Below are 25,752 nucleotides of genomic sequence, written 5' to 3'. Positions count from 1 at the left end.
GGGGAGGCTCCGGACGGGAGCGCGCGAACCGTGCACCGGATAGACGTCGGCGGGAACGCGGCGGGGCCCGTGATCGCGGGCGATCACAATGTGGTGGTCGACGCGCAGCACGGTTCCACCGTGACCCTGCTGGTGGGCGGGGAGCGCCCCCGGCCGGAGCGCCGGGGGCGGGTCGAGCTGCTGCCGCGGCGGGAGCGCGACCCGCTGGGCCGGGACGCCGAGGCCGCGGCGCTGGCCGACGCCGTCCGGGCGGGCGGCCCGGTCCAGCTGTGGGGCCCGCCGGGGGTCGGCAAGAGCACGCTCCTGCGATACGTGGCGCGGCGCCTGGAACCGGGGCCGGACGGCGTGGTGTTCCTGAGCGCGGCCCACCGGGACGTCGGGGACCTGGCCCAGGAGGTGTTCGAAGCCTGCTACGAGGCCGCGGGGTACGCCCCGTCGGGCGCCGAGCTGCGGCGACTCATGACCGGAGTGCGGGTCGTCGTGTACGTCGACAACGCCGACCTGTCCCTGGAGCAGTTGCGGGAGCTCATGGACGCGGCCCCGGACGCGACGTTCGTCTTCGCCGGCCACGACCGATCGCTGTTCGGCGACGGCACGGTGCTGGAGGTGCAGGGGCTGGACCGCGCGGCGGGTCGGGAGCTGCTCGCCCGGGAGCTGCACCGGCCCCTACCCGAGAGCGAACGCGCCGGTGCCGACGAGCTGTGGCAGGCCGCGGCCGGTCGGCCCCTGCTGCTGCTCCGCGCGGCAGGGCTGGCCCGGTCCGACGCGTCCGGCGCGGTGGCGCTGCCGCGCCCCGGCGCGATCGCGGACCTGCTCCCCCTGCTGTTCGACCAGCTCGACGCGGCGGCGATGGGCGCCCTGCGGCTGCTGGCGACGCTGGGCGACGCCGAGTTGGCCCCGGCGCACATCGGCACCCTGGCCGACGTGACGGACCCGGCCGCGGTCTGCGGCCGCCTGGTCGACCTCGGCCTGGCCCTGGCCGCGGAGCACGGGTACCGCTGCGCGCCGGACGTCGTTCCCGCGCTGCGGCAGCGGCGCACCGCCCCCTTCCCCGCCGACCGGCTGTGCGAGTACCTCGCCCGATGGGCGGCCGAGCCGGCGACGACACCGGCCGAGGTCGCCGCCCACGGCCGGGCGCTGGAGATGGCGGCCCGGCTGGCCGAGCTGGCCGGACGGCCGGACCTCGCGGTGATGGTCGCCCGGGCCGTGTCGCCCACGTTGGCCCGCTCGCTGCGGTTCGGTGTGTGGGGCCGACTGCTCGGCCGCGGCTGGGTCGCCGCCCGACAGGCGGGCGACAGGAACGCCATGGCCTACTTCACCCACGAGGAGGGCATCCGGAGCCTGCTGACCGGCCGGCGTGTGGTCTCCGCGGTGCTCCTGGCCGAGGCGGTGGTGCTGTGGCGGCAGCTGGGTGACGGCCACGGCGCCGACGCCGCGCTCAATGCCCAGCAGTACACGCCGCCGCCGTCACCGGCCCCGTCTCCGTCACCGTCACCGTCACCGTCACCATCGCCGTCGCCGTCACCGGATGCGGCCGGGCCGCCCGACGTATCCGGCGACGGCGTCGCCCCGCAGAGCACACCACCCGACGCGGCGACGGACCATATGGCCGAGCTCGGGAACGATCCGACCGGGCAGAGCCTGGCGGGGCCCGACCCGACGGGCACCCTGGCCGGACCCGACCCCACGGGCACGCTGGCCGGGCCCGATCCGACGGGGCAGAGTCTGGCCGGGCCCGATCCGACGGGGCAGAGTCTGGCCGGGCCGGATCCGACGGGGCAGACCCTGGCCGGACCCGACCCCACGGGCCAGACTCTCGCCGGACCCGACCCGACGGGCCAGGCCCTCGCCGGACCGGACCCCACGGGCACGCTGGCGGGACCCGACCCGACAGGCACGCTGGCGGGGCCCGATCCAACAGGCGCGCTGTCGGGGCACGGTGACCTGTCGCATCTGTTGCGCGTGGGAGACGCGGGCGGTACCGCGGCCAGCGCGGCCGCGGCACCGGCGGGCGCCACCGCCGCCTCGGGTGCCGCGAGCGCCGGGGCCGCGTCGGCCGCGACGGCCGCCGCGGGCGCCTCCGCGCTCAGCTCGGCTCTCGCCGTGATCGCCGTCGTCACAGCCGTCGTCATCGGCGGCATCGCCGTCAAGGAGCATCAGGAGTCGAACGATCAGCCGTCGGCCTCATCCGCGAGCACCGACCTCGCGGGCGTATGGAGTACCAGCACGGGCTCGGTCAGGATCGTCTCGTCGGGACCCGGCTCGTACACCGCGGAGAACCCGGGATGCAATCCCTCCACCGTCCAACTCACCGGCAGTAACGGCAATTACCGCGGCAGGCTGCCGATCTGGGAGGACTTTCCCGACTCGTGCACAACACTGCGCGCATACGGCACGATCACGATCGACGTCGCACCCGACGGAGCCACCGCCCAGGTCGAGGAGACCGGACCGTCGGACGGTTCGGTGGAGTGCGAAGGCTGCGGGTCGGAGACGTGGACCCGGGAATCCTCCTGATAGAAGCGACCTCACCCAAGGAGCTCCCTCATGGCACCCGCATCAGGCGACCAGTACACGATCCGCATCGGCGGCGACGCGTCCGGCCCCGTCGTGGCCGGGCGCGGCAACCGCGTCGACGTGCGCCAGACCCCGCCCGGCACCCCATCCGGCGCCCCATCCGGCGCCGAGCCCGAGAGCACACCGGGGGACGAGAGCCAGGCCCCCGGCCCGGTCCAGACCAACACCGCGAACGACCACGGCAGCGTCTTCACCGTCATGAACGGGGAGATGCACATCCACCACGGCGAAGGCTCCGAGGAATAACCCGGCATGGCCGGTATGGGGGTGCGGCCGCTCGGCGGCGACGATCCGCGGCGGCTGGGCGCCTACCGGTTGGTGGGGCGGCTCGGCTCCGGGGGTATGGGGCGGATCTATCTGGCGCGTTCCGCGGCGGACGGTTCGCTCGTCGCGGTCAAGACCCTGCTCGCCGAGGGCGCGGTCAGCGACACCGATCGGCGGCGGTTCGCGCGCGAGGTGGCGCTGGCCCGGCGGGTCGACAGCGCGTACACGGCCCGGGTGCGGGACGCCGACCCGGACGCCGAGCGGCCCTGGATGGCGATCGACTACATACCGGCGCCCGCGCTGTCCGAACTCGTCCGGAGCGCGGGCCGGCTGCCCGGTTCGGCGGTGCGCTGGATCGCGGCGGGCACCGCGCAGGCCCTGGTGGCCCTGCACGCGCAGGGCATCGTCCACCGGGACGTCAAACCCCAGAACATCCTGCTGCCCCTGGCCGGGCCACGCCTCATCGACTTCGGTATCTCGCACGCCTTCGACATCACGCGGACGTCGCTGACGCTGGGCACCATCGCGTTCACGTCGCCGGAGCAGGCGCGCGCCGAACCGTCCACGACGGCGTCCGACGTGTACTCGCTGGGCGCGACGCTCTTCCACCTCGCCGTCGGCCGCCCGCCCTACCCCGACACGGACGACACGATCCGGCTGCTGACCCTCGTACAGCGCGGCGAACTCGACCTGACGGGGCTGCCCAAGGAGCTGTCCCCGCTGGTCCGCCCGTGCCTGGCCGCCGATCCCGGCGGGCGGCCCGGCCCCGCCGACATCCTGCGGGGCTTCCTGGAGGAGCTCGACCGGACGGGCACGTCGAAGCGCGGCGAGCGCTGGCTGCCGCCGCGGTGGACGGCGCTGATCCAGGAGTACGAGGCCCAAGGGCGGGCGCTGAACGAGGACGGGGGCGCGGAGGCCGCCACGCTCGACGCGCGGACGCGGCCGGTACCGCCGCCGGGGCCCACACGTGTCGACACCCGGGAGCGGGCCGCGCGCCGGGAGCGGGAGCGGATGGCCCGCGCCCTGCGGGAGCGCGACGCCCGGGACCGCAGGGCGGAAGCGGCCCGGCAGCGCAGGGAGGAGGAGGCCCGTAGGCGGGCGCGCGCCAGGTCGCAGGGGAACGCACGGCAGGCGCGGCCCTCAGCCCGGACCGGCGCCCCAGCTCCGTCCCGCCCGTCGTCTGCGTCCGGGCAGCCATCCGGGGCCCGGCGGTCGTCCGCGTCCGGGCGGTCATCCGGGGCCCGGCCGTCGTCCACCCCGCGGACCGCCAACTCCTCGGCCGGCGGCTTCTCCTGGCTCGTGTTCGCGCTCGTCGCGGTCGCGGTCTTCATCTGGCAGCCCTGGAAGGACGACACCACCTCCGGATCGACGGGCGGGACCACGGCGAGCAGTTCGTCGGGCGGCGGGACCGGCTCCCTGCCCACACGCGACACGTATCCGAGCAGCGGCTCGGACGACAGCACGAGCGGGGGCGGTTCGAGCAGCGGCTCAGACAGCGGTTCGAGCGGGAGCGCGAGCCACGCCGACGACGAGACCGAGTCGCCGACCACGCCACCGGCCCCCGACCCCACCGAGGAGGCGTTCGAAGCCGTCTCGACCGGCGACTGCCTCCCGGTCCACGACACCGGCTTCGGCGGCGAGCGCACCGTCAAGTGGAGCGCCGAGCTGCCGCCGGACCCGGTGTCGTGCGGCAGCGGGCGGGCGCTGGTCCGCGTCACCGGGACCACCGGCGCCCAGTGCCCCAGCGGTGTGGGCAAGGCGTCCTGGAGCTACCGGGCCGTCAGCACCGGTGAGGTCAGGAGCCTGTGCCTCTCCCGCGTCTTCCACACGAGCTACTGCCTGCTCGGGCGGCAGTCGGGCGACCGGATCTCGGTGGGGCCGATGACGGCCGTGGACTGCAGCAGGAGTCAGAGGGTACCCGTCCCGTACAACCAGATCATGCACATCACCGGGGTCTACCGGGCCCCGGCGGGCGCCAACGCGAGCCACTGCGTACGCGGGCAGGGCGACCGGACACGGTACTGGGCGTGGACGGTGGACGACGGCAGCACCCTGCTGTGCACGACGATCCTCCAGGGCGGCTGACCGTCGTCACGCCGGCCCCAGTGCCCGCGCGCCCTCCTCCCGCAGTTCGACCTTGCGCACCTTGCCGCTCACCGTCATCGGGAACTCGGTCATGATGCGCAGATAGCGCGGCACCTTGTAGTGCGCGAGGCGGCCGCGGCAGAACCGGGCGAGTTCGTCGCGGGTGAGGGGCTGGGCCGGGTCGCGGAGGATGACGCAGGCCAGCACCTCCTCGCCGTACTTCTCGTCCGGGACGCCCACCACCTGCACATCGGCGATCTTGGGGTGGGTGTACAGGAACTCCTCTATCTCGCGCGGATAGACGTTCTCGCCGCCCCTGATGATCACGTCCTTGATCCGGCCGACGATCCGGACGTATCCGTCCTCGTCCATGACGGCGAGGTCGCCGGTGTGCATCCACCGGGCGGCGTCGATCGCCTCGGCGGTGCGGTCCGGCTGGTCCCAGTAGCCGAGCATCACCGAGTAGCCGCGGGTGCGCAGTTCGCCGCTGGTGCCGCGCGGCACGGTCACGCCGGTGACCGGGTCCACGACCTTGACCTCGATGTGCGGCAGGACGCGACCGACGGTCCCGGTGCGGCGTTCGAGGTCGTCGTCCCGGCGGGTCTGGGTGGACACCGGCGAGGTCTCGGTCATGCCGTAGCAGATGGACACCTCGGCCATGTGCATCTCGGCGACGACCCGCTTCATCACCTCCACCGGGCACGGCGATCCGGCCATGATGCCGGTGCGCAGCGAGGTGAGGTCGTGGGCGGCGAAGTCCGGCAGGTCGAGTTCGGCGATGAACATCGTGGGGACGCCGTACAGCGAGGTGCACCGCTCGCGTTCGACGGCGCGGAGGGTGGCGGCCGGGTCGAAGGAGGGGCCCGGGATGACGACGCAGGCGCCGTGGCTGGTGGCGGCGAGGTTGCCCATCACCATGCCGAAGCAGTGGTAGAAGGGCACCGGCACGCAGACCCGGTCGGACTCGGTGTAGCCGAGCGTCTCCCCCACGAAGTAGCCGTTGTTGAGGATGTTGTGGTGGGAGAGGGTGGCGCCCTTGGGGAAGCCGGTGGTGCCCGAGGTGTACTGGATGTTGACCGGGTCGTCGCAGCTCAGGCCGGCCTCGCGAGCCGCGAGCCGGTCCTGGGGCACCTCGACGCCCGCGGCGACGAGCAGGTCCCAGGTCGGGTCGTCGATGTAGACGACGTCGCGCAGGTCGGGGCAGTCGCCGCGGACCTGTTCCACCATCCGCCGGTAGTCGCTGGTCTTGTGCTCGGTGGAGGCGACGAGCAGGCGGATCCCGGCCTGCTTGAGCACGTACGCCAGCTCGTGGACGCGGTAGGCGGGATTGATGGTGACCATGACGGCGCCGATCCGCGCCGTCGCGTACTGGGTCAGCACCCACTCGGGGCAGTTGACGGCCCATATGCCGACGCGGTCGCCCTTGCCGATGCCCTTGGCCAGCAGCCCGAGCGCCACCGCCTCGACGGCCTGGCCGAACTCGGCGTACGTCCAGCGGCGGCCGCCGGGGACGTCCACCAGCGCGTCGCGGTCGCCGAACCGCTCGACGGTGCGGGCCAGGTTGCCGCCGATGGTGTCGCCGAGGAGCGGTACGTCGCCGGTGCCGCTCGCGTACGACGGCTGCTGCTGCCCCGGGGCGAGGGCGGTGGCGGTGGTCATACGGTCTCCTCGTGGTACTCGGCGCCGTCGCCGCGCGCGGTGCGCTCCCGCAGTTCGATGCGGCGGATCTTGCCGGACACGGTCTTGGGCAGCTCGGCGAACTCCAGGCGGCGGACGCGCTTGTACGGGGCAAGGACGGCCCGGGAGTGGGCGAAGAGGGCTCTGGCGGTCTCCGGGCCCGGCTCCCATCCTGCGGCCAGGACGACGTACGCCTTGGGGACGGCGAGCCGGAGCGGGTCGGGCGCGGGCACGACGGCGGCCTCGGCGACCGCCTCGTGCTCCAGCAGCGCGCTCTCCAGCTCGAACGGGGAGATCTTGTAGTCGGACGCCTTGAACACGTCGTCGGAGCGGCCGATGTAGGTGATGTGGCCGTCCTCGTCCCGTGCGCCGATGTCGCCGGTGCGGTAGTACCCGTCCGCCATCGCCTCGGCGGTGCGCTCCTCATCGCCCTCGTAGCCGGTCATCAGGCCGACGGGCCGGGTGGACAGGTCCAGGCAGATCTCGCCCTCGTCGGCGGGCTTGCCCGTCACGGGGTCCAGCAGGGCGACGGTGAAACCGGGGGTGGGGCGGCCCATGGAGCCGGTCTTGAGCGGCTGGCCGGGGGTGTTGGCGACCTGGACGGCGGTCTCGGTCTGGCCGAAGCCGTCCCGGATGGTGACGCCCCAGGCGCGCCGGACGGTCTCGATGACCTCGGGGTTGAGCGGCTCGCCGGCGGCGACGGCCTCCCGGGGCGGGGTGCGCAGCAGGCCCAGGTCGGCCTGGATGAGCATGCGCCAGACGGTGGGCGGGGCGCAGAAGGTGGTGACACCCGCCCGGTCCATCTCGGCCATGAGGCGGGCCGCGTCGAAGCGGGTGTAGTTGCAGACGAAGACGGTGGCCTCGGCGTTCCAGGGCGCGAACAGGTTGGACCAGGCGTGCTTGGCCCAGCCGGGCGAGGAGATGTTGAGGTGGACGTCGCCCGGTTTCAGTCCGATCCAGTACATCGTGGCCAGGTGGCCGACGGGGTACGAAGTGTGGGTGTGCTGGACGAGTTTGGGCTGGGCGGTGGTGCCGGAGGTGAAGTAGAGCATCAGGGGGTCGGTGGCACGGGTCGGCCCGTCGGGCGCGAAGTCGGCGGGGGCGTTGTAGACGTCGTCGTAATCCAGCCAGCCGGCGACCGCCTCGCCGACGGCGATCCGGGTGTAGTCGCCCGGCACGTCGGCGAACTTGCCCGTGTCCGCGGACCGTACGATCACATGCCGGGCCCTGCCGCGGTGGATCCGGTCGGCGAGGTCGAGCGGCCCCAGCAGCGGGGTGGCGGGGATGACGACGGCGCGCAGCTTCATCGCGGCGAGCGCGACCTCCCACAGCTCCCGCTGGTTGCCGAGCATGACGACGATCCGGTCGCCGGCCCGTACGCCCTGCTGCCTCAGCCAGTTGGCCGCCTGGTCGGAGCGCACGGACAGCTCGCCGTACGACAGCCGGGTCTCGCGCCCGTCCTCCTCGACGATGTGGAGGGCGGTGCGGGCGTTGCCGTGGGCGATGGCGTCGAACCAGTCCAGGGCCCAGTTGAACGTCTCCGGGCGCGGCCAGCTGAATCCCTCGTACGCCGCCGCGTAGTCCTCGCGGTGCCGGAGCAGGAAGTCCCGGGCCGCGCGGAAGGCGCCGGTCGGATTCGTTGCTTCCACGTGTCCTCCTCATTGCCGTGCCGCTCGATAGCATCGTGGCCGGGTGATCTGAGTCTCACCACCCCCGGACGGGGGTGGCGGCGTGTCGGGAGGTGGCCGTGGCGGAGCCGGACAGGGCCGTCGAGTTGCGGGCGGCGCTCTCACGGATGCGGCGCGGCGGCGGGCTGCCCGTCGCGTTCGGCGGACTGTTCGCCGGGGGGCGGCAGTTCCGTATCACCGAACTGAGCGGTACGGAGACGCTGGCGCTCCAGGGGTTCGCGGTCTCCCCGGGGAACGGGCTGGGCGGCAAGTGCGTGACGATGGCCCGCCCGATGTCGGTGGCGGACTACCGGACGTCACGGGCCATCAGCCATGAGTACGACGCGGCGGTGGCGGTGGAAGGGCTGCGGTCGGTGCTGGCGGTCCCGGTGGTGGTGCGCCGCCGGGTGCGCGGGGTGCTGTACGGCGCGCTGCGGCAGCCGGCGGCGCTGGGCGACCGGTCGCTGACGGCGGCGGTGGAGGCCGCGCGGGAGCTGGAGCAGTCGCTCGCGGTGTACGACGAGGCGGAGCGGTTGCTGGCGGTGGCGCGGCGGCCGGTGGAATGGCGGGCGGAAGGTTTGGGCCCCGCGGCTTGGGAGGAGGTGCGCGCGGCGCACGCGGACCTGCGGGCGCTGGCGCAGCGGGTGCCGGACGCGCTGCTGCGGGAGGAGATACTGGCGGCGTGCGGGCGGCTGGCCAGGGCGCGGGAGTCGGTCGGGCGGGAGTCGGGGGCGCGGGGGTCCGGGGTGCGGGGGTCCGGGGTGCGGGAGTCCGGGGTGCGGGAGTCGGTTGCGCGGGAGTCGGGGGCGGGGCGGGCGGTGGAGCTGTCGCCGCGCGAGGTGGACGTCCTGGCGTGCGTGGCCTCGGGGGCGACGAACGCGGCGGCGGCGGAGCGGCTGGGGCTGCGGCCGGAGACGGTGAAGAGCTATCTGCGGTCCGCGATGCGGAAGCTGGGGGCGCGTACGCGGTTGCAGGCGGTGGTCGAGGCGCGGCGGGCGGGGCTGCTGCCGTAGCGCCGTTGTCGGGTGCCGGCGGCTGGGGCCTCCGGGACGGGTCCTGGAGCGTCTATTTACGGCGCGTACGCGGAGCGGTCGGCTTCTGGGCGATTACGCCACAAATACACGTGGCCTCCAGGACCCGCCCCTGCGGCCCCGCCACCTCCCGTCGTCGGCCGCGGGCCCGTGTCCGCCGCGGCTTCCCTGGGTGGGCTGGTGTCCCTCGTGGTCGGTTGCCGTCCGCGTCCGTCGCGGGTTGCGGTCCGCGTCCGTCGATGGTGCCGTTCGGGTCTGGTGCTTCTCGTGATCGGTCCCACCACGTGGGCACCGCCTCGGGTACGCGGCAGGGCGCTGCCGTCGCCCGCTGTGCGGTCGGGGCGCGGCTCGCCCGTCATGCCGCCCGCCCGAGGGCCCGGCTCACGCCGGCAGGAAGCGCACGTCATGGGCGGTGGCCTCCGGTGCGGTCATCGCCAGGACGGCCGCCGCCTCCGGTTCCAGCGCGGCCCGCTCCGCCGGGGTCAGCCGGGTGAACGGCTCGAGCACCAGCGCGGCGGTTCCTCCGGCCTGCTCCAGCCGCCACACGCCGCGGACGAATCCGTCCACCAGGAAAGCGCTGTAGGCCTGGTTCCCCTGCCAGATCCTGGGGCGGTGCGCGTCGCTGATCACCCGGCTCCGGTCGGCGTGCGACAGCAGGAGGTTGTCGTACTCCGGCAGGAAGCGCGGCGGGGCGGGGGTGTCCGGGGCGGGGCGGGGCGCGTCCGGGAGGTCGAAGAGCTCCACGCCCCGCTCGTCGCGGAACGTCCGCAGCCGCGCCCGCAGCCCGTCCATCACCTCGCGCAGCCGGGTCAGCCCGCACCAGGTCTGCATGTCCTTGGCCGAGGCCGGGCCGAACGCCGCCAGATAGCGCAGCAGGGTGCCGGGCAGGTCCGGGGCGGGGTCGAGCGCCGCGCCCAGCCAGTGCTCCGCCGTCGTATGCGCGACGGGCCCGCTGCGGCCCCACAGGCCGCGCGGCGTGACCTGCACCAGCGGCAGCACGGTCCGGGCGGCCATGGCCAGGTCCTGGCCGTCGCGGTCGGGCCAGTGGGCGCGCAGCTGCTCGCCGAGCGCCTTGAAGGTCAGCGGCCGCTCCTCGACGAGCTCGCGCGCGAGGGCGGCGAGACGCTCCAGGTCCACGCCGCCGAGCCGCTTGCCGTGGTTCCCCTGGAAGACGCGGTCGTGCACCGGCTGGACGAGGGGCCGCAGCGCCAGGCAGTCGGCGGCGCTCACCAGGTGGATCGTCGAGCGCATGAGCGCGATGCGCACGACCCGCCGGTCGTCGAGCAGCCCGGACAGTTCCTCGGGCCGGAAGTCCGCGAGCCGCGCGGCCAGCGCGTGGTACGGCGGCCTGACGGCCTGCGCCTGGAGGCCGACGAGATGCTCCACCGCGTCGAGGGCCGTCATCCGGGCGCGGCGCAGGAGGAGCTGCCGCTCCAGGGTGGCGCGGTTGAGGTCGCGGCGGGTCAGCACCGTCCCGGTCGTTGTCATGAGATCCACGGTAGGGGGCGACGCGGACAGGTTCGGTCCGCAAATCCGGTCTGGCCGACCGGGTCAAATCGGACGTATATCCTGCTCGGGGTTGCGTCGGCCCTGGACAGCGGCGTGGGCCACGTGGCGATGCGTACGGCGAGGAGGTGTGAGTCCGTGACAAGCGGTGAGCAGAAGAAGCACTACTCCTGGCTGCGCCCGGCAGGCGGCCGGGCGAACGGCGGTGCCTCGCCGCCGCCTGCCGCGGGGCCGCACGCGCCGGCCGCGCCCGCGCCGGGCTCCCTCGGCACTCCCCCGGCGCGCACCGTCGTCGAGGCGGCGGTCTACCGCGACGGGCACCGTGTCGCCACCCCCGGCACGCTCGCGGCCACCTACCGGCGGCTGCGCGAGGAGGCCGACGGCAGCATGGCGTGGATCGGCCTGCACCGGCCCAGCGAGGCCGAACTGGTCTCGCTCGCCGAGGAGTTCGACCTGCACAAGCTGGCCATCGAGGACGCGATGGAGGCGCATCAGCGGCCCAAGCTGGAGCGCTACGGCGACACCCTCTTCGTCGTCCTGCGCGCCGCCCGCTACCTCGACGCGCCGGAAGAGGTGGAGTTCGACGAACTGCACCTCTTCGTCGGCCCCGACTTCGTCATCACCGTGCGGCACGGCATGGCGCCCGACCTGTCGGCGGTACGCCGCCGGATGGAGGCCGCCCCCGAGCTGCTGGCCCTGGGCCCGGAGGCCGTGCTGTACGCGATCCTCGACGCGGTCGTGGACGGCTACGGGCCCGTGGTCGCGGGTGTGCAGAACGACATCGACGAGATCGAGACCGAGGTCTTCCGGGGCGACCCCGAGGTCTCCCGCCGTATCTACGAACTCGCCCGCGAGATGGTCGAGTTCCAGCGCGCGACCCGCCCCCTGGTCGTCATGCTGCACGCGCTGATGGCCGGTTTCGACAAGTACGGCACCGACGAGGAGCTCCAGCGCTACCTGCGCGACGTCGCCGACCACGTCACGTCCACCAGCGAACGGGTGGACGGCTTCCGCTCGGCCCTCTCCGACATCCTCGCGGTCAACGCGACGCTGGTCACCCAGCAGCAGAACGCGGAGATGCGGGCGCTGGCCGAGGCGGGGTTCGAGCAGAACGAGGAAATCAAGAAGATCTCTGCCTGGGCCGCAATTCTCTTTGCACCCACACTTGTTGGAACCATCTACGGCATGAACTTCGAGTCCATGCCTGAGCTGAGTTGGAGCTTCGGATACCCCTTCGCGGTCGGCCTGATGGGGGTTGTTTGCGTCAGTTTGTACGTGATTTTCAAGCGGCGGGATTGGCTTTAGCGGTCGATCGACCCCGCTTACGCGGCGCGCATGGTTTGCTTCCGCACCTCCCGCACACGCGCCCATTTGAGGCTCTGGGGAGCCCCTGGGGAGAAGTGATGAGAGGGATCTCGTCTACCTGCCTCCGGCGAGGCCCTGACCAGGACTTTTCTCCTCCTGCAGCCGCTGGGGAGAATCCGGGGAGAATCGGCTGACGATCCGGGTCCTGCGTCTGCGGCTTCGGCGCTGTCCCGCTTCCTGGTCAACGTCTCACCGTAGCCCTTGCTGCACCCGCAACGGATCACAGACAGTGACGTTAGCTTCTGAACGGCGCACACGCCCTCCCGCTCTGTGCGGACTCCCAATAGGTCGCCGACGTCAGTATGCGCAGGATCGGCCCGTCACCCGCATACGGCCGACAGCCCGTGCCTCCTACTCAGGGCAAGAGCAGGCTGCGGCAGCCGGCGCACCGCCGGGGTCCACCCCTGCTCAATCCGGGCGCGGGCCCGCGCATCATGGCCCGCACCGCTTCTGCGGACGCCATAATGGAGGCATGTCCTCCAGCCCGCAGCACACCGCACCCGCGCCGAGGGACCTCTCGGGCGCGGACGCCGAGGACCTCGCGCTGTACCGGGAGAAGTTCCGGCGCCGTTTGCCGGAGTCGCTGGACGAGCTGCATGGGCCGACGCACGGAGTCGTAGAGCTGCCGCTGCACCTGGCCTGGTCCGGGATGACCTCGTACGACCTGGGCAAACCTCGCCAGCGCATGGGCCTGTACCGCACCGTCCTGCACGAGGGCCTGCACGACGACCTCCCCCGGTACCTCAACCAGGGTCTGCTCCTCCAGCTGTGGCCCGTGCTGCGCACCCTAGTCGGTCGCACCGTGCGCACCGTATGGGAGGACGCCTTCCCCCAGCTCGCCTCCCGCGCCCGGGCAGCCGCGTGACGGACATGCCGGAGCTGCACACGCGACTCCTGGCGGATGTGCTTGCCCTTGGCTCGCCGTATCCCTTGGTCCTCACCGGTGGGTATGCCGTGAGGGCGCACCGCCTCGTGAACCGTCCCAGCCAGGACCTCGATGTCGCCACCGAGAACCCGGCGCCCATGGCCGACATCGCGGCCTCACTCTGTAGCGGCCTCGAGACTCGGGGCTGGAAAGTGCAGGCGCTGGAGACAGCCCCGCTGTCCGCTCGCTTCACCGTGACTGACCCAGTCACCGGGGACGACTGTGAAGTCGACATCCTCAAGGAGATCTTCTGGCGGCCCGTCGTCCAAAGCCCATACGGGCCTGTCCTCGCAGAGGAGGACGTGATCGGGACCAAGGTCCGCGCCCTTGCCGACCGCGGAGCGCCCCGCGACCTGATCGACGCGTTCGCTGCCTCCCGCCGCTGGACAAACTCCGAGCTCGAGGAGTTCGGCCGCCGCCACGCCCGCGGCCGCTTCGAGCGCGAGGACCTCCAGGCGAACCTCACCGGCGCCGAGTGGACCGATGACGAAGCCTTCGCCGCCTACGGCCTCGACGATGCCACCATCACCGCTCTCCGCATCTGGGCCGTGAAGTGGGCCGACGACCTCGCGGCCCGCCTACTCGAAGAATCCGATGCCCAGGACATCGACTGATCGCACGGCGTCATGATCACGGTACCGACCGTTTCGCGGTGAGGACTGCGGCGGTGGCCTTCGGTATCGGCGCGCTGCTTGGACAGGTGGGTGCTGCGCTGTCGGCTTGTGGCCCGGGTGGTCACGTGCCGAGACGGGCTGACCAGGCCGGGCAGACTTCCTCCACACCTACCACCAGCGCTGCCACACCGCGCTCGACGGACACCCGCCAATCAGCCGTGTCAACAACGCTACGGCTTAATACACCTAGCGCACGCGGTCTTCGCCAGCGGCCAGCGGGCGGGCGCGTTCGCGCAGGTCAGAACCACCTCATCCCCTCCCACCAAGTGCCCTCTAAGCATTTAGCCGCCGATTCCGTTTCCTGCCGAGGGCAGTCCCTGGAAGACCCTCCTTGGGGAGGGTCGTTGGGTCACCGAAGGTCGATGGTCCGTAAGGCAGGAGGGAGCTCAGCACGGTACGGGATCAGGCCGAGACGGCGCTGTTTGACGGTCGCGGCCACTGTGATGTGGGCCTGCGTCGGCACACCGGCTGGGGTCCGGATGATCAGGGCGAGTGATTCGTCGCCAACCAGGGGCGTGTCCGGGGTGGCGGTAGACCTCCACTCGGGCTCGCTGTCGCGTTCACCCATGCCGACCACGAACAGTTCCTCGCGTCCGCCCTGGTGCGGCGTGAACTCGACACCTGCGTCGACGAGCATGAGATTGGCGGTCAGCATCAGCGAGCCGGAGGGCACGACGGGGACGGCCCGCTTCTTCGGAGAGATGGACCACGCGATGGGCTGCCGTTCGGCCGGCTGGCCCGGAGCCTCCAGTCGGACGCCGACGCCCGCGTCCGTAAACGGAGCTCCCTCCGACGAGGGGCGGAAGGAACAGACGAGGCTAAGGAGCAGGTAGTCGTACTGGGCGGACTGCGACTCCAGGAAATCCCCCGCATCGCCGTCGCCTTCGGCAGCCTGCATGCCGGTGAGCGGGCGCACGACCGGTGCGCTCAGCGAGATCCGCCCCGTCAGCGGGGGCTGAGGCGTCGGTGCCTGCAGGAAGAGGGTCAGAACGAGCGTGAGGTCGTAGGAGGTTGCTACCTTTGCGGTCAGCCGGTCGAGAGAGGTCATTCGGTGGCTTCCGTAGAGGTTGTACAGCTTCCAGTCCACGGTCTCGTCCGGAACCTGGCGCAGGAACACGGACGCGGGGATCAGCGCGGTCGCAGCACGTTCGGCCTCTGGCCCCTCGGAGTCCTCTGCGCACCCCAGGCCGGCGTCGAGGGCTGCGAGAGCGAAGTCGGACTGTCGGCACAGGGCGAAGCCGAAGGCCGCGGACGCGAAAGACGCCGCGGCGGTGTCCAACTGCCGTTGTGCCTGGGCATGCACTCCCATGTCGTGTGCCAGTACGGCATCGCGGTAGGCGAACGCATCGACGTGGCGCTGGAAGAGGGTGGGTGACACCTTCCGCGCCTCGTCGACGAGTTCGCGTCCAGCCTCGCCCTCCTGCTCCGGATCCGCGTGTGCCGCGAGGTGAGGGAGCGTCGCCGCTCGTTGCTCGGCGGGCCACGCGCCTGCCTCCGCGGAGGAGCGCACTTGGTCGACGAGCAGGCCCACGGGCATCGGCTCCGGTGTGCAGATCAGATGGTCTTCGGCGAGGCAGTGCACCTCGCTCGACCAGCGGAGCCGACGGGGGGAGTCCATGGACAGATACGGCAGGTCACGGTCGGCCGCCGTGAGCAGACGGGCCTGGAGATCGAGGCGATGGGCTTCCATGGCCAGGGTGAGCGCCTCTGCAAAGACGCATGACGCCTCATGGAGCCCTTGCCGTTGCCTGATCGCGGAGAGGGGTACGGGCAGCATGGCAGCAAGGTCGTCGGGCAGGGCCAGTTCGCCGCACCGGTACAGAATCCGTAAGAGGTAGAGATGGGCCAACGGCTCGCGACGCGGATCGATGACGTCGAACGCCTCCCGGGCGGCGAAGAGAATCTCCCGGTCGTACGACTCGTTCCGCAGCCCGGCAAGGAATGAGAGTGCCTCGGCCAGGGCCTTGAGCACCCGCCCCCGTTCGTGTCCCGCCGCCAAGCCCGCGGATTCCCGGAGGTATGCGACGGCGGCCACGGCCGCGTCCGGAGGCGGAGGCCTGTCCGGGACCGCGGTGTGGGCGGGATCGTCCGGGTGGAGGGACTGCTGTCGCCTGCGACGCTCCTCCCGGATGCTCAGCGCACTGGTGAAGTCCAACCCTGCCGATTCGCCGAAGCACGGGCTGAGATGCAGCAGTCCGGCAGCGAAGAGGGTCCGAGCGAGTTCGCTGGTGTCCGCTGCCTCGGAGGCCGCGCGCAGTGCGTCGATCTGGGCGCGCACAGCGTCATGGGCACGTTGGAACAGCTGTCCGTCGGGGCGCTCGACCAAACTCAGCCGCACGGCCTCGACATAGGCGTCGGCCGCCCACCACCAGGGACTCCCGATCCCCCTCCCCCAACGGACGGATGCGGCCTCCAGCACGAGGGTGAGCACAGGTACCGCGTCCCGCGGCGTTCCGGATTCGACAAGGCGCATGGCACCTGTCACGACGGAGGCGACAGCCTCCTGCGAGAGCGCGAAGGCCGGGTCGATGACCTGGTGGACGGCTTCGGCCTCCGACACGATCCGGGCTCTTTGTGCCCAGTAGTACGCGGCGACCGTGTGCAGGATCTCGCTGTCCACCTCCTGAAGTTCGTCCAGCTTTCACTCACCATCGTCATGACTTCCGAGGCGCGCGTGATCCCCGCCTCGTCGAGCACAGCCTCTGGAGCCTCCCCGTTGTGGAAGTCCCGGATTCTGCCGCCAAGTTCTCTGAGAAGTGCAGCCCGCAATCCCGTGACCTCCCAAGAGCTCAGGGTAGGCCAACAGCACTGGTCACGGCATGCAATCCGTTATCGCTCACTCCCACTCCTCCGACAAGAAGTGCACGACCCGCAGAAGCGCGCCTCGCCCGGACGACGTGCTACGTTGCGGGGCGCTCACACCCTTTGTGTCTCAGTCCTGCCTCGCGGGTCCAGGAGCTCGGCGTAGCTCGCAATGGAGACGACGAGTCCATTGGCGGTGCCAGGGCGTGATCGGGAACACGGACCGCCGACCAACGGAAATCGGCCTCCCCGCTGTCCTCTGCTTACGTCTCTGGCAGGGTCGGCTGCGACCACTGTGCCGGCGGCACCGGCCCTCCGCCCAGCAGGTCGCGCAGCACGACCGCGTTCTCCTCACCGAACGGCCGCAGAAGACGGAGAGCCGTCCCCAAGAGATCGGCGTAGACGAGCAACGCCCGAGCGCCGGGCGGGCCAGCCGTCTGTGTGGAGAAGTTACACCTCAAGGCGTACCCCCCGGGTGTCATAGCCAGAGCCTCGACGACTCCCTCCTCCTGCCCCAGCGCCGCGCTGATGCCGTCCAACTGCGGGTCGTTGGTGACATCTTCGCCAGGCGAGTCGTATCCGATACTCCGGTTCGGCGTCATCATGCGAATCGACGTGAGCGTGATGCCGTGTCTGTTCGCCCGCTCACGTACCTCCGCCAGCAACGGAACCTCGTGCTCCTCGGGGAACTCCAGATCCTTGCGGCTGCCGGCGATGTACGCGATGAAATCGGGCCCCTGCAAGGCCAGTCGTCCTCGGTCCACCATCCAGCGCCAACTGCCAACCGCGCCGGTGCCCGCGCTGCGCCCTTCGACGACCATGCAGACATGGGCCTTCCAGGCGCCGACGGCGCTACGCATGAGGTGTTGCAGATTCTCGGTGTCCGTGATGCCGCTGTCGAGCAGCGGCTTGATATCCACAAGCGGCTGGATACGCCGCCAGAAGTCTTCGTCGCCGATCTCCTCCGAGGACAACAGCAGGCTCAAAGAGGTGGCGTCGAGGGACGAGCGCAGCGGCACCTTGCCAGGGAAGTCCGTCATCGACCGGCCGCTGCCTTGCCACATCGCGGCCATGAAAGTGGAAAGCCGATGCGCCACGCCCGGGGTCGTGCGCCGGCCGAGCGTGGTCAGGGCGGCACGAGTCGGGGCCTCCCGGCCCTCGCGGGCCGCACCAACTCCCAGGTCCACCGAGGCGAGGAACTGCTCCACCTGGTCCTGTCCCATGATCCCGCGACCGCCTTCGACGATCGCGTCGGAAGCGAGTGCAACCGGCGAGCGGGTCGCCGAGTGGAGAGGCAGGGCCCCAAGTCCGAAGGGATCCAGAACGAGCGTCTGCCGCTCCCCCGCGATGTCGTCCAGTCGGGTCCACGAAGGGCCTTCCCCGACCTGCCCCAGCGGCACGACGAGCGGTTGCTGCTCTCGTTCGAGCAGCATCACGTCGTTGGCGAGGAGAACCGGATCGGAGGAAGCCCGAAGATAGACCCGCCGTTCAGCCGCCCGGCTGCCGTTCTTCCACGTCATCAGCAGGTCAGGAACGTAGGTGTGGTTGAAGAAGGTGGTCCGGACGATCTTGGCCGAGGGATGCACCGCAAGCAGCCGACGCTGCACCACGTCCTTCACCCGTTCGACCGCCTCGCGGGGGTCAGGGTGGTCGAGCGCGCGATCGATCTCGGGTGCGACGGGTGTCACCATGACGTCTTCCCCTGGCTGTTGTAGAAGCGGGCGACGACTCCACGCCAGTCGTCGAGTGGAACGAGCTTCTCCTGCTTCTCCGACATGACCACGATCCAGAGCCGCGCCGACAGCTCATCAACGATCTCGTCCTTGATCAGTTCCCGGGCTTCGTCGAGATCTTCCGTGCCCAAAGCGCGAACCGCCTCGGCGAGAACGGCTTCCCGGATAGTCTCCGGTGCTGTGAGCACGTCCCAATCGCGTGCACGGAACGGCGCCCAGCTGATCCACATGTAGTGATCGCCGAGCATGTAGTCCTTGCTGAGTGCGACGTAGCACTTGGCCAGAAAGCTCTTGTACTCCGTACCCTGATCACTTGAGTTCCGGCGCCACTTGACCTCGGCACAGAACATCTGGCCATCCCAGTCACCGCCACGCATGACCCCGCCGAGGTCATAAGAGAACTGCTTCTCATTACCGTGCGGCCAGTGGAGGGTGAGCTTCTTCGCCCAGGCACCGTCCGTGTTGGTGTACGACTGGGCCACGCGCATGGTGCCCTCGAGCCATCTCTTCGCCCGCTGGACGGTCTCTGCACCCACGAGGTGCGCTTCTTCACCCGGCACCGGGAAAGGGTGCCTCAGCTAAGTTTCCGCTTCAAGTGGTTGAAACCGGCCAGCCGCTAACTGGCCACCGACGGGCGGCCCTACGCGTACTGTGCGTAGCGGGTCCGTGTGTCCGAACATGCCTCTGACCGGCAACATCCGTACGCCACGAGGCCCTCGGCTGGGGAGAATCTGGGGAGAATAAAGCCGCTCTGGGGAGTGGCTGGGGAGGATCGACCGCGCAAAACGGCGTCATGATGAAAGCATCGGTAAGGCGCAAAGTCGCAGGCCAGCACGGCTCGCACAGCGATCCGCGCAGGTCAGCGCGTTGAGGGCGACAACTTCAAGAAGATCTCGTCGTGGGCGGCCATTCTGTTCGCGCCGACGCTGGTCGGGACGATCTACGGCATGAACTTCGACGCGATGCCGGAGCTGAACCTGATGGGCGTGGTGTGCGTGAGTCTGTACTTCATCTTCAAGCGGCGGGACTGGCTGTAGAGGCAATCCGGCCATCCGTGGGGCGAACGATGGCCGTAAACAGGGGAGTCAAGTGACCGTCTCCGGGGAGGATCTACGGGCCCTTTCACATGACTCAGGAGCATCACATGACACAGAGCACCGCCCGGCGCCGGCGTACCGCCATGCTCCTCGCCGCGGCCGCCTCCCTGGCCGTCGGTCTGGTCGCGTCGCCCGCGAACGCCGCGACGACCTGGGAATCGCTGCCGGTTCCCGCCACGTACGTGAACATGTCGCTGCTGCCTTTCGACAGCCAGAACGCCTACGCCACGACGATGAGCACGTGCGGGGAGATGTGCGGCCCCACCGCGCCGAAGCTGTGGCAGCGGTCCGGCAGCACCTGGAAGGCACTGAACCCGCCCTCCGACGCCGCGTTGGAAACGCTGGCCGGTACCGGACCCAACGACCTGTGGGCGATCGGCCGGAAGGACATCGGCGACAGGGTCTGGCACGTTCACCGCTACGACGGCACCAAGTGGTCGTCCGACCTCGCCCCCGACACCAAGCGCGTGGAGATTCTCGACGCCGAGGCGGTCAGCAGAACCAGCCTGTGGGGCGCGGGCAACACCCGGAACAGCAGATTCAACCCGACCGTCACCCACTGGGACGGCCAGGGGTGGAACACCAAGACGTACACCGACATACCCGGAAGCTTCGAGGCCGTGGACGTGCGGTCCGAGAACGACATCTGGGCCGTCGGTTATCGCTCCATGAGCGACGAGGTGGCCGACTACCAGCCGCTGGCCATGCACTACGACGGCACCGGGTGGAGCGAGGTGCGGCTTCCCGAAACGCCGGGCAAGATGAACATCCTGCGTAAGGTGCTCAACAACGGTCCGAACGACGTGTGGGTCGCCTCCGACGACCACGTGTGGCACTGGGACGGCGCGACCTGGACGAGCAGGGACCTCCCCACCTCCGGCCTCGTCACGTCGTTCGCCAACTACGGCGGTCAGATCTACGCCGGCGTACAGGTCGGCACGGTCGGCGACCCGAAGCTGCTGCGCTGGAGCGGCACTTCGTGGGTGGCCGACACCTCGCTCACCGACGGCACCAGGGTCACGCAGCTGGCCACGACCCCGGACGGCGCACTGTATGCCCTGTCCCAAGACGTCTGGTCCGAGAACTATCTCTCCCGCCTCGCCCCGCCGACCGCGGGCTGACCCGAAAGGCTTCACACGAGAGGAACCACCCATGAGCGACCTCCAACGGCCGGGCGCCGTTGGAGGCTTCGCCGGTCGCCGCTGCGGAATCCGACCGAAACGCCGCAACTCCGCCACGCCCATACGGAAGTATGAGCCGTATGACGATCGACCGTTCCGAACTCCTCGGCATCACGCGGCAAACCGCCGCCTCGCGGTTACCACGCACGGCCGAGCTCCCCGAGGCAGCTGTCCACAGGGCGGGGGTCGCCCAGTGATCTCAGTTGCGCTGTTCAACAACAAGGGCGGTGTCGGCAAGACGACGCTCGCCTACCACCTCGCTCACATGCTGCAGCGCCAGGGGCTCCGCGTCCTCGCCGTGGATCTCGACCCCCAGTCGAACCTCACCGCGGCGATCCTGGACGAGGAGGAGCTGGAAGAGCTTTGGGGCAAGGACTCCGAGCTGTTCGCGCAGGACGACCACCCGGAACAGCGCAAGCTGTTCCACCGTGCCGAAGGGCAGCGCACCGTCGCCGACGCTGTGCGGCCGATCCTGGAGGGCACCGGCGATATCGCCGCCGTCACCCCGGTGAACGTCACGGAGGGGCTCTGGTTACTCCCGGGGAACCTCGAGCTGAGCAAGTTCGAGGACAAGCTCTCCGCTGCCTGGCTCAACGGTTACGGCGGCGACCCGGCGGCGATCCGCACCACCACAGCCTTCCACCGCATCATCGACCATGCGGCCAAGGCCGTCGACGCCCAGCTCGTGCTCGTCGATGTCGGCCCGAACCTCGGCGCGATCAACCGCGCGGCTCTGATCGCCGCGGACACCGTGCTCATGCCCATGGCCGCGGATCTCTTCTCCCTCAAGGGTCTGCTCAACCTCGGTCCGACCCTGCGCGACTGGCGTGACCAGTGGCAGACCGTCGTGATGCCGAAGATCCCCGCCTCCATCTCGGCTCCGGCAGGGGCCATGCGGCCGCTGGGTTACGTGATCATGCAGCCGGGAGTGCGCCTCGACAGGCCGGTTCGCGCATACGAGCGCTGGCTCGCCCGGATTCCCTGGGTGTACGGCACCGCGATTCTGGGCCATCCGACCTGGTCCGCCGACGATCGCACCTACGAGATCACCACCTTGCGGAACTACCGCAGTCTGATGCCGCTCGCCCACGACGCCCGCAAGCCGATGTTCGATCTCAAGGCGTCCGACGGAGCGCTCGGAGGCCATCAGAAGAACGTGATGACCTGCTACCAGGAGTTCCACGCGCTCGCTCGTGCTCTGACCGAGCGGCTCGAGGTCGCATAGTCGGAGCCGTAAGGGACCCGCCGTCAGCCGCCCTGGGAGGTGCCCAGTCGGCCGGCGTTCTTCCTGAGGCCGTCGAGGACCAGCCCCAGCAGGGGGTGGTGCTCGCTGCCGCGGCGGACGGCGGTGAAGACCCGGCGGGTCGGGGGGCGGCCGGTGAGGGGCGGACCGTGGCGGCGGCCAGGTCGATGGAGTGCAGGGCGGAGCGGGGGACCAGGGCCACGCCCGCGTCGGCGGCGACGAGGGCGCACACGGCGCGGAAGTCGTCGGACAGGCATTCCACGCGCGGCTGGAAGCCGGCGTCCTCGCAGGCGCGCAGGACGACGTCGTGCACCGGGTTGCCCGGCCAGGGGGTGATCCACGGGTCGGTGGACAGGTCGGCCAGGGGGACGGTCGGGTGGTGGGCCAGGGGGTGGCCGGGCGGCAGTACGGCGTCGAAGGGCTCGGCGTACAGCGGCTCGCGCAGGATCGCCTCCTCGTCCGCGCCCAGGGTGTCCCGGTGCGCCACCGCGACCGCGACGTCGACGTCTCCGTCGAGGAGCAGCCGCAGGCTGGCGCGGCCCTCGGCGTCCTTGACCTGTACCCGCACCTGGGGGGCCGACGAGCGCATCGCCACCACGGCGGGGGTGACCACCTCGGTGATGGCGGTCGAGAAGGCCGCGACGGTCACCACGCCCGCCAGCCCGGCCGACACGGCGGCCATGTCGGCCTCCGCGCGCTCCAGCTGCGTGGCAACCTGCTGGGCGTGCCGGGCGAGTACGGCGCCGGTGGCCGTGAGCCGCACCGAGCGGCCGCGCCGTTCCAGCAGGGCGTGGCCCACCTCCGTCTCCAGAGCGGCCAGCTGCTGGGAGACTGCGGACGGGGAGAGGTAGAGCGCCTGGGCCGCCGCGGTCACCGTGCCGTGGTCGGCGAGGGCCCGCAGGACCCTGAGCCTGCGTGGGTCGATCACCCGGCCAGTCTCTCATGCTGTGAAGTGGAGCTTCACAAGCAGTCGTGGAAATTACCGATGGACTGAAACGCGGTCGCCCAGCACAGTGGTCGCCCATGAGGGCACTGGTAAAAACCGCCGCCGGTCCTGGCCTGGAGCTGACCGACGTCACCGCACCGCAAGCAGGCACCGGGCAGGTGCTGATCCGGGTGCTGCGCACCGGGATCTGCGGGACGGATCTGCACATCGACAGCTGGGACGACTGGGCCGCCCGCACCGTGCGCGCACCGCTGGTGCTGGGCCACGAGTTCGTCGGCGAGGTCGTGGAGACCGGCCCCGGTGTCCAGGACGTCACGGTCGGCGACCTGGTCAGCGGCGAGGGCCACCTGGTGTGCGGCAAGTGCCGCAACTGCATGGCGGGCCGCCGCCACCTGTGCATCCGTACGATCGGCCTGGGCGTGCACACCGACGGCGCGTTCGCCGAGTACGTCGTGCTGCCCGAGTCCAACGTGTGGGTGCACCGGCACCCGATCGACCTCGACGTCGCCGCGATCTTCGACCCGTTCGGCAACGCCGTGCACACCGCCCTGTCCTTCCCGGTGCTGGGCGAGGACGTGCTGATCACCGGGGCCGGGCCGATCGGCATGATGGCCGCCGCGGTGGCCGGGCACGCCGGCGCCCGCAGCGTCGTCGTCACCGACGTCAGCCCCTACCGGCTGGAGCTGGCCCGCAAGATGGGCGCCACCCTCGCCGTGGATGTCAGCCAGGACGCCATCGCCGACGTCATGCCCGGCCTGCGGATGAGCGAGGGCTTCGACGTCGGCATGGAGATGTCGGGCCGCGCCGACGCCCTCCAGGACATGATCGCCCACATGAGCCCGGGCGGCCGGATCGCCATCCTGGGCCTGCCGACCGGCGAGGTCGCCCTCGACATGGCGGCCATCGTGACCCGCATGCTGACGCTGCGCGGCATCTACGGCCGGGAGATGTACGAGACCTGGTACGCGATGTCCGTCCTGCTCCAGAACGGCCTGGACATCAGCCCCGTCATCACGCACCGCTTCGGCTACGAGCAGCATGCCGAGGCGTTCGCGGCCGCCCGCTCCGGGCGGTGCGGCAAGGTCGTCATCGACTGGACCCGGCCCACGCTCGCCGCCGGGGCCTCCTGACCGCCCTGGTCCACCGGTTCATCCACCATCGCCCCGACGAGGAGTAACCCCGTGTTCGACAGCATGCGCGAGGACCTGCGCACCCAGCTCGACGAGATCCGCGAGGCCGGGCTGTACAAGTCCGAGCGAGTGATCTCCAGCCCGCAGTCGTCGGGCATCCGGGTCGGCGACGGGCAGGTCGTCAACTTCTGCTCCAACAACTACCTCGACCTGGCCGACCACCCCGACGTCATCGCCGCCGCCAAGCAGGCGCTCGACGACTGGGGCTTCGGCATGGCGTCGGTCCGCTTCATCTGCGGCACGCAGGAGCCGCACAAGGAGCTGGAGGCCCGGCTGTCGGACTTCCTCGGCACCGAGGACACCATCCTGTACAGCTCCTGCTTCGACGCCAACGGCGGCGTCTTCGAGACCCTGCTGTCGGCCGCCGACGCCGTCATCTCCGACGAGCTGAACCACGCCAGCATCATCGACGGCATCCGGCTGTCGAAGGCCGCCCGCTTCCGCTACCGCAACCGGGACATGGCCGACCTGGAGCGCTGCCTGAAGGAGGCGGCGGACGCCCGGCACAAGCTGATCGTCACCGACGGCGTGTTCTCCATGGACGGCTACATCGCGCCGCTGGACGAGATCTGCGACCTCGCCGACCGCTACGGCGCCCTCGTCATGGTGGACGACTCACACGCGGTGGGCTTCACGGGCGACGGCGGCCGCGGCACGCCCGCGCTCTTCGGCGTCACCGACCGGGTGGACATCGTCACCGGCACCCTCGGCAAGGCGCTCGGCGGCGCCAGCGGCGGCTACGTCTCCGCCCGCGCCGAGATCGTCGAGCTGCTCCGCCAGCGCTCCCGCCCGTACCTGTTCTCCAACTCGCTGGCCCCCGCCATCGTCGGCGCCTCGCTGCGCATCCTCGACCTGCTCGCGGAGTCCGACGAGCGCCGCGCCAGGCTGGCGGAGAACACCGCCCTGTTCCGCCGCGGCATGGAGGACGCGGGCTTCGACGTCCTGCCCGGGGAGCACCCCATCACCCCGGTGATGATCGGCGACGCCGCCCTCGCCGCCCGGATGGCCGCCGCCCTGCTGGAGCGCGGCATCTACGTGATCGCCTTCTCGTACCCGGTCGTCCCCCAGGGCAAGGCCCGGATCCGGGTCCAGCTGTCCGCCGCGCACTCCACGGAGGACGTGCTGCGCGCGGTCGCGGCGTTCCGGGAGGTACGGGACGAACTGGCCGGCTGAGCCCGGCCGGACGCCGCACCGAGTCGGCCGATCCCGGCCGGACGCCACACCGAGCAGGCCAGGGCCAGGGCCGGGATCACGCCGGGATCAGACCGGCGCGCTCCAGGATGACCCTGGCCTCCTCGGTGTGGCCGCCGCGGGCGACGACGTCGTAGCGGGACGCGACCAGGCTGCGGGTGGAGGAGAAGTCCCGGTGGCCACCGGTCGCCGCGTGGGTGACGTAGCCGAAGACCGCCCCCCAGAACGCGCCGATCAGCAGGCCGCCCAGGATCAGCCCGAGCCAGGCGGGCCCGGTGGTGAACAGTCCCACCAGCAGGCCGATGAAGAGCCCGAACCAGGCGCCGCTGGCCGCTCCGGCCGCCGCGGCCCGCCCCTTGGTGAGCCGCCCGGTCACATGCTCGACCAGGCGCAGGTCGGATCCGACGATATCGATGTGCTCGACGGGGAACCCCTCGTCGGAGAGCCGGTCGACCGCCTCCTGGGCCTCTTCGTAGGTCGCGTAGTGGGCGACGGTGTTCCACGCCGTGGTGATCGGGTTGAACCCGCCCGCGTCTGCGGTGGAGGACATGTCCGGACCCCTTTCGCGTCGCTGGAGCGCCGGGTAGCCGGGCGAAGC

At 71.0% G+C, this 25,752-nt stretch carries 18 protein-coding genes and 2 pseudogenes; 12 read left to right on the top strand and 8 right to left on the bottom strand.

The features are described from left to right. Positions 1 to 30: 30 nt before the first annotated feature. From Q3Y56_RS27650 to Q3Y56_RS27640, 3 genes are read left to right on the top strand one after another with little or no spacing between them, the layout of a single operon-like run. The gene (locus Q3Y56_RS27650; RefSeq protein WP_304464510.1) at positions 31 to 2,517 is read left to right on the top strand and encodes an AAA family ATPase; all 2,487 of its coding nucleotides are present in this window, start codon (positions 31 to 33) and stop codon (positions 2,515 to 2,517) included. A gap of 30 nt (positions 2,518 to 2,547) precedes the next feature. After that, positions 2,548 to 2,823: a hypothetical protein gene (locus Q3Y56_RS27645; protein ID WP_304464509.1), complete on the top strand. Its 276-nt coding sequence runs from the start codon at positions 2,548 to 2,550 to the stop codon at positions 2,821 to 2,823. Positions 2,824 to 2,829: 6 nt separating this feature from the next. Beyond that, complete coding sequence (locus Q3Y56_RS27640; protein ID WP_304464508.1) at positions 2,830 to 4,926, top strand: serine/threonine-protein kinase; 2,097 nt, start codon at positions 2,830 to 2,832, stop codon at positions 4,924 to 4,926. Between the two features lie 6 nt (positions 4,927 to 4,932). Here Q3Y56_RS27640 and Q3Y56_RS27635 read toward each other — a convergent pair whose 3' ends face one another. Both Q3Y56_RS27635 and Q3Y56_RS27630 read right to left on the bottom strand, forming a co-directional pair. Further along, a complete protein-coding gene (locus tag Q3Y56_RS27635; protein WP_304464507.1) occupies positions 4,933 to 6,585 on the bottom strand; it encodes an AMP-binding protein in 1,653 nt (550 codons plus the stop codon). Continuing rightward, on the bottom strand, positions 6,582 to 8,252 hold the full coding sequence (locus Q3Y56_RS27630; protein WP_304464506.1) for an AMP-binding protein: 1,671 nt from the start codon (positions 8,250 to 8,252) through the stop codon (positions 6,582 to 6,584). The genes Q3Y56_RS27635 and Q3Y56_RS27630 overlap by 4 nt, the downstream gene beginning before the upstream one ends. A 146-nt stretch (positions 8,253 to 8,398) precedes the next feature. On the opposite strand from Q3Y56_RS27630, the gene Q3Y56_RS27625 reads away from it, so the two are divergent. Further along, the gene (locus Q3Y56_RS27625) at positions 8,399 to 9,283 is read left to right on the top strand and encodes a response regulator transcription factor (protein ID WP_369696868.1); all 885 of its coding nucleotides are present in this window, start codon (positions 8,399 to 8,401) and stop codon (positions 9,281 to 9,283) included. Between the two features lie 399 nt (positions 9,284 to 9,682). Here Q3Y56_RS27625 and Q3Y56_RS27620 read toward each other — a convergent pair whose 3' ends face one another. Further along, positions 9,683 to 10,789: a winged helix DNA-binding domain-containing protein gene (locus tag Q3Y56_RS27620; protein ID WP_304464504.1), complete on the bottom strand. Its 1,107-nt coding sequence runs from the start codon at positions 10,787 to 10,789 to the stop codon at positions 9,683 to 9,685. Between the two features lie 156 nt (positions 10,790 to 10,945). Here Q3Y56_RS27620 and Q3Y56_RS27615 point away from each other — a divergent pair, with 156 nt between their 5' ends. From Q3Y56_RS27615 to Q3Y56_RS27605, 3 genes are all read left to right on the top strand, one after another. Then, on the top strand, positions 10,946 to 12,112 hold the full coding sequence (locus tag Q3Y56_RS27615) for a magnesium and cobalt transport protein CorA (RefSeq protein ID WP_304464503.1): 1,167 nt from the start codon (positions 10,946 to 10,948) through the stop codon (positions 12,110 to 12,112). Positions 12,113 to 12,644: 532 nt separating this feature from the next. Then, positions 12,645 to 13,037 (top strand): hypothetical protein, encoded by a 393-nt coding sequence (locus Q3Y56_RS27610; RefSeq protein ID WP_304464502.1) that lies wholly within the window; start codon positions 12,645 to 12,647, stop codon positions 13,035 to 13,037. 5 nt (positions 13,038 to 13,042) lie between these two features. Further along, positions 13,043 to 13,711 (top strand): nucleotidyl transferase AbiEii/AbiGii toxin family protein, encoded by a 669-nt coding sequence (locus Q3Y56_RS27605; RefSeq protein ID WP_304464501.1) that lies wholly within the window; start codon positions 13,043 to 13,045, stop codon positions 13,709 to 13,711. 409 nt (positions 13,712 to 14,120) lie between these two features. Here Q3Y56_RS27605 and Q3Y56_RS27600 read toward each other — a convergent pair whose 3' ends face one another. The 3 genes from Q3Y56_RS27600 to Q3Y56_RS27590 form a co-directional block, all read right to left on the bottom strand. Continuing rightward, complete coding sequence (locus Q3Y56_RS27600; protein ID WP_304464500.1) at positions 14,121 to 16,331, bottom strand: hypothetical protein; 2,211 nt, start codon at positions 16,329 to 16,331, stop codon at positions 14,121 to 14,123. 505 nt (positions 16,332 to 16,836) lie between these two features. Beyond that, complete coding sequence (locus Q3Y56_RS27595; RefSeq protein ID WP_304464499.1) at positions 16,837 to 18,264, bottom strand: hypothetical protein; 1,428 nt, start codon at positions 18,262 to 18,264, stop codon at positions 16,837 to 16,839. Further along, positions 18,258 to 18,842: a hypothetical protein gene (locus tag Q3Y56_RS27590; RefSeq protein WP_304464498.1), complete on the bottom strand. Its 585-nt coding sequence runs from the start codon at positions 18,840 to 18,842 to the stop codon at positions 18,258 to 18,260. The genes Q3Y56_RS27595 and Q3Y56_RS27590 overlap by 7 nt, the downstream gene beginning before the upstream one ends. Positions 18,843 to 19,190: 348 nt before the next feature. On the opposite strand from Q3Y56_RS27590, the pseudogene Q3Y56_RS27585 reads away from it, so the two are divergent. From Q3Y56_RS27585 to Q3Y56_RS27575, 3 genes and pseudogenes are all read left to right on the top strand, one after another. Next, a pseudogene (locus Q3Y56_RS27585) lies at positions 19,191 to 19,343 on the top strand (CorA family divalent cation transporter); the annotation flags it as partial. A 107-nt stretch (positions 19,344 to 19,450) separates the two neighbouring features. Continuing rightward, positions 19,451 to 20,524 (top strand): hypothetical protein, encoded by a 1,074-nt coding sequence (locus Q3Y56_RS27580; RefSeq protein WP_304464497.1) that lies wholly within the window; start codon positions 19,451 to 19,453, stop codon positions 20,522 to 20,524. A gap of 253 nt (positions 20,525 to 20,777) precedes the next feature. Continuing rightward, positions 20,778 to 21,809, top strand: coding sequence for a ParA family protein (locus tag Q3Y56_RS27575; RefSeq protein WP_304464496.1), 1,032 nt, complete (start codon positions 20,778 to 20,780; stop codon positions 21,807 to 21,809). A gap of 23 nt (positions 21,810 to 21,832) precedes the next feature. Here the strand turns inward: Q3Y56_RS27575 and Q3Y56_RS27570 are convergent. Beyond that, positions 21,833 to 22,755: pseudogene (locus tag Q3Y56_RS27570) on the bottom strand (LysR family transcriptional regulator). 95 nt (positions 22,756 to 22,850) lie between these two features. Between Q3Y56_RS27570 and tdh the strand changes: the two are divergent. Both tdh and Q3Y56_RS27560 read left to right on the top strand, forming a co-directional pair. Further along, on the top strand, positions 22,851 to 23,903 hold the full coding sequence (gene tdh / locus Q3Y56_RS27565; protein ID WP_304464495.1) for an L-threonine 3-dehydrogenase: 1,053 nt from the start codon (positions 22,851 to 22,853) through the stop codon (positions 23,901 to 23,903). Between the two features lie 51 nt (positions 23,904 to 23,954). After that, on the top strand, positions 23,955 to 25,136 hold the full coding sequence (locus Q3Y56_RS27560) for a glycine C-acetyltransferase (RefSeq protein ID WP_304464494.1): 1,182 nt from the start codon (positions 23,955 to 23,957) through the stop codon (positions 25,134 to 25,136). Positions 25,137 to 25,212: 76 nt separating this feature from the next. On the opposite strand, the gene Q3Y56_RS27555 is transcribed toward Q3Y56_RS27560, so the two are convergent. Then, positions 25,213 to 25,704 carry a general stress protein gene (locus Q3Y56_RS27555; protein ID WP_304464493.1) on the bottom strand — a complete coding sequence of 164 codons (492 nt, stop codon included), beginning with the start codon at positions 25,702 to 25,704 and terminating at the stop codon, positions 25,213 to 25,215. Between the last annotated feature and the right edge of the window lie 48 nt (positions 25,705 to 25,752).

The organism is Streptomyces sp. XD-27 (assembly GCF_030553055.1).
Taxonomy (GTDB): Bacteria; Actinomycetota; Actinomycetes; order Streptomycetales; family Streptomycetaceae; genus Streptomyces.
The sequence above is the reverse complement of the archived record's forward strand: the minus strand, read 5'-3'. Positions and strand labels throughout refer to the sequence as shown.

Excerpts from the sequence above, each read along its gene's own strand:
- Q3Y56_RS27645 (WP_304464509.1), top strand. The coding sequence starts at position 2,548 with ATGGCACCCGCATCAGGCGACCAGTACACGATCCGCATCGGCGGCGAC.
- Q3Y56_RS27595 (WP_304464499.1), bottom strand. The coding sequence starts at position 18,264 with ATGGTGACACCCGTCGCACCCGAGATCGATCGCGCGCTCGACCACCCT.
- Q3Y56_RS27640 (WP_304464508.1), top strand. The coding sequence starts at position 2,830 with ATGGCCGGTATGGGGGTGCGGCCGCTCGGCGGCGACGATCCGCGGCGG.
- Q3Y56_RS27580 (WP_304464497.1), top strand. The coding sequence starts at position 19,451 with ATGACACAGAGCACCGCCCGGCGCCGGCGTACCGCCATGCTCCTCGCC.
- Q3Y56_RS27555 (WP_304464493.1), bottom strand. The coding sequence starts at position 25,704 with ATGTCCTCCACCGCAGACGCGGGCGGGTTCAACCCGATCACCACGGCG.
- Q3Y56_RS27610 (WP_304464502.1), top strand. The coding sequence starts at position 12,645 with ATGTCCTCCAGCCCGCAGCACACCGCACCCGCGCCGAGGGACCTCTCG.
- tdh (WP_304464495.1), top strand. The coding sequence starts at position 22,851 with ATGAGGGCACTGGTAAAAACCGCCGCCGGTCCTGGCCTGGAGCTGACC.
- Q3Y56_RS27635 (WP_304464507.1), bottom strand. The coding sequence starts at position 6,585 with ATGACCACCGCCACCGCCCTCGCCCCGGGGCAGCAGCAGCCGTCGTAC.
- Q3Y56_RS27625 (WP_369696868.1), top strand. The coding sequence starts at position 8,399 with ATGCGGCGCGGCGGCGGGCTGCCCGTCGCGTTCGGCGGACTGTTCGCC.
- Q3Y56_RS27620 (WP_304464504.1), bottom strand. The coding sequence starts at position 10,789 with ATGACAACGACCGGGACGGTGCTGACCCGCCGCGACCTCAACCGCGCC.
- Q3Y56_RS27605 (WP_304464501.1), top strand. The coding sequence starts at position 13,043 with ATGCCGGAGCTGCACACGCGACTCCTGGCGGATGTGCTTGCCCTTGGC.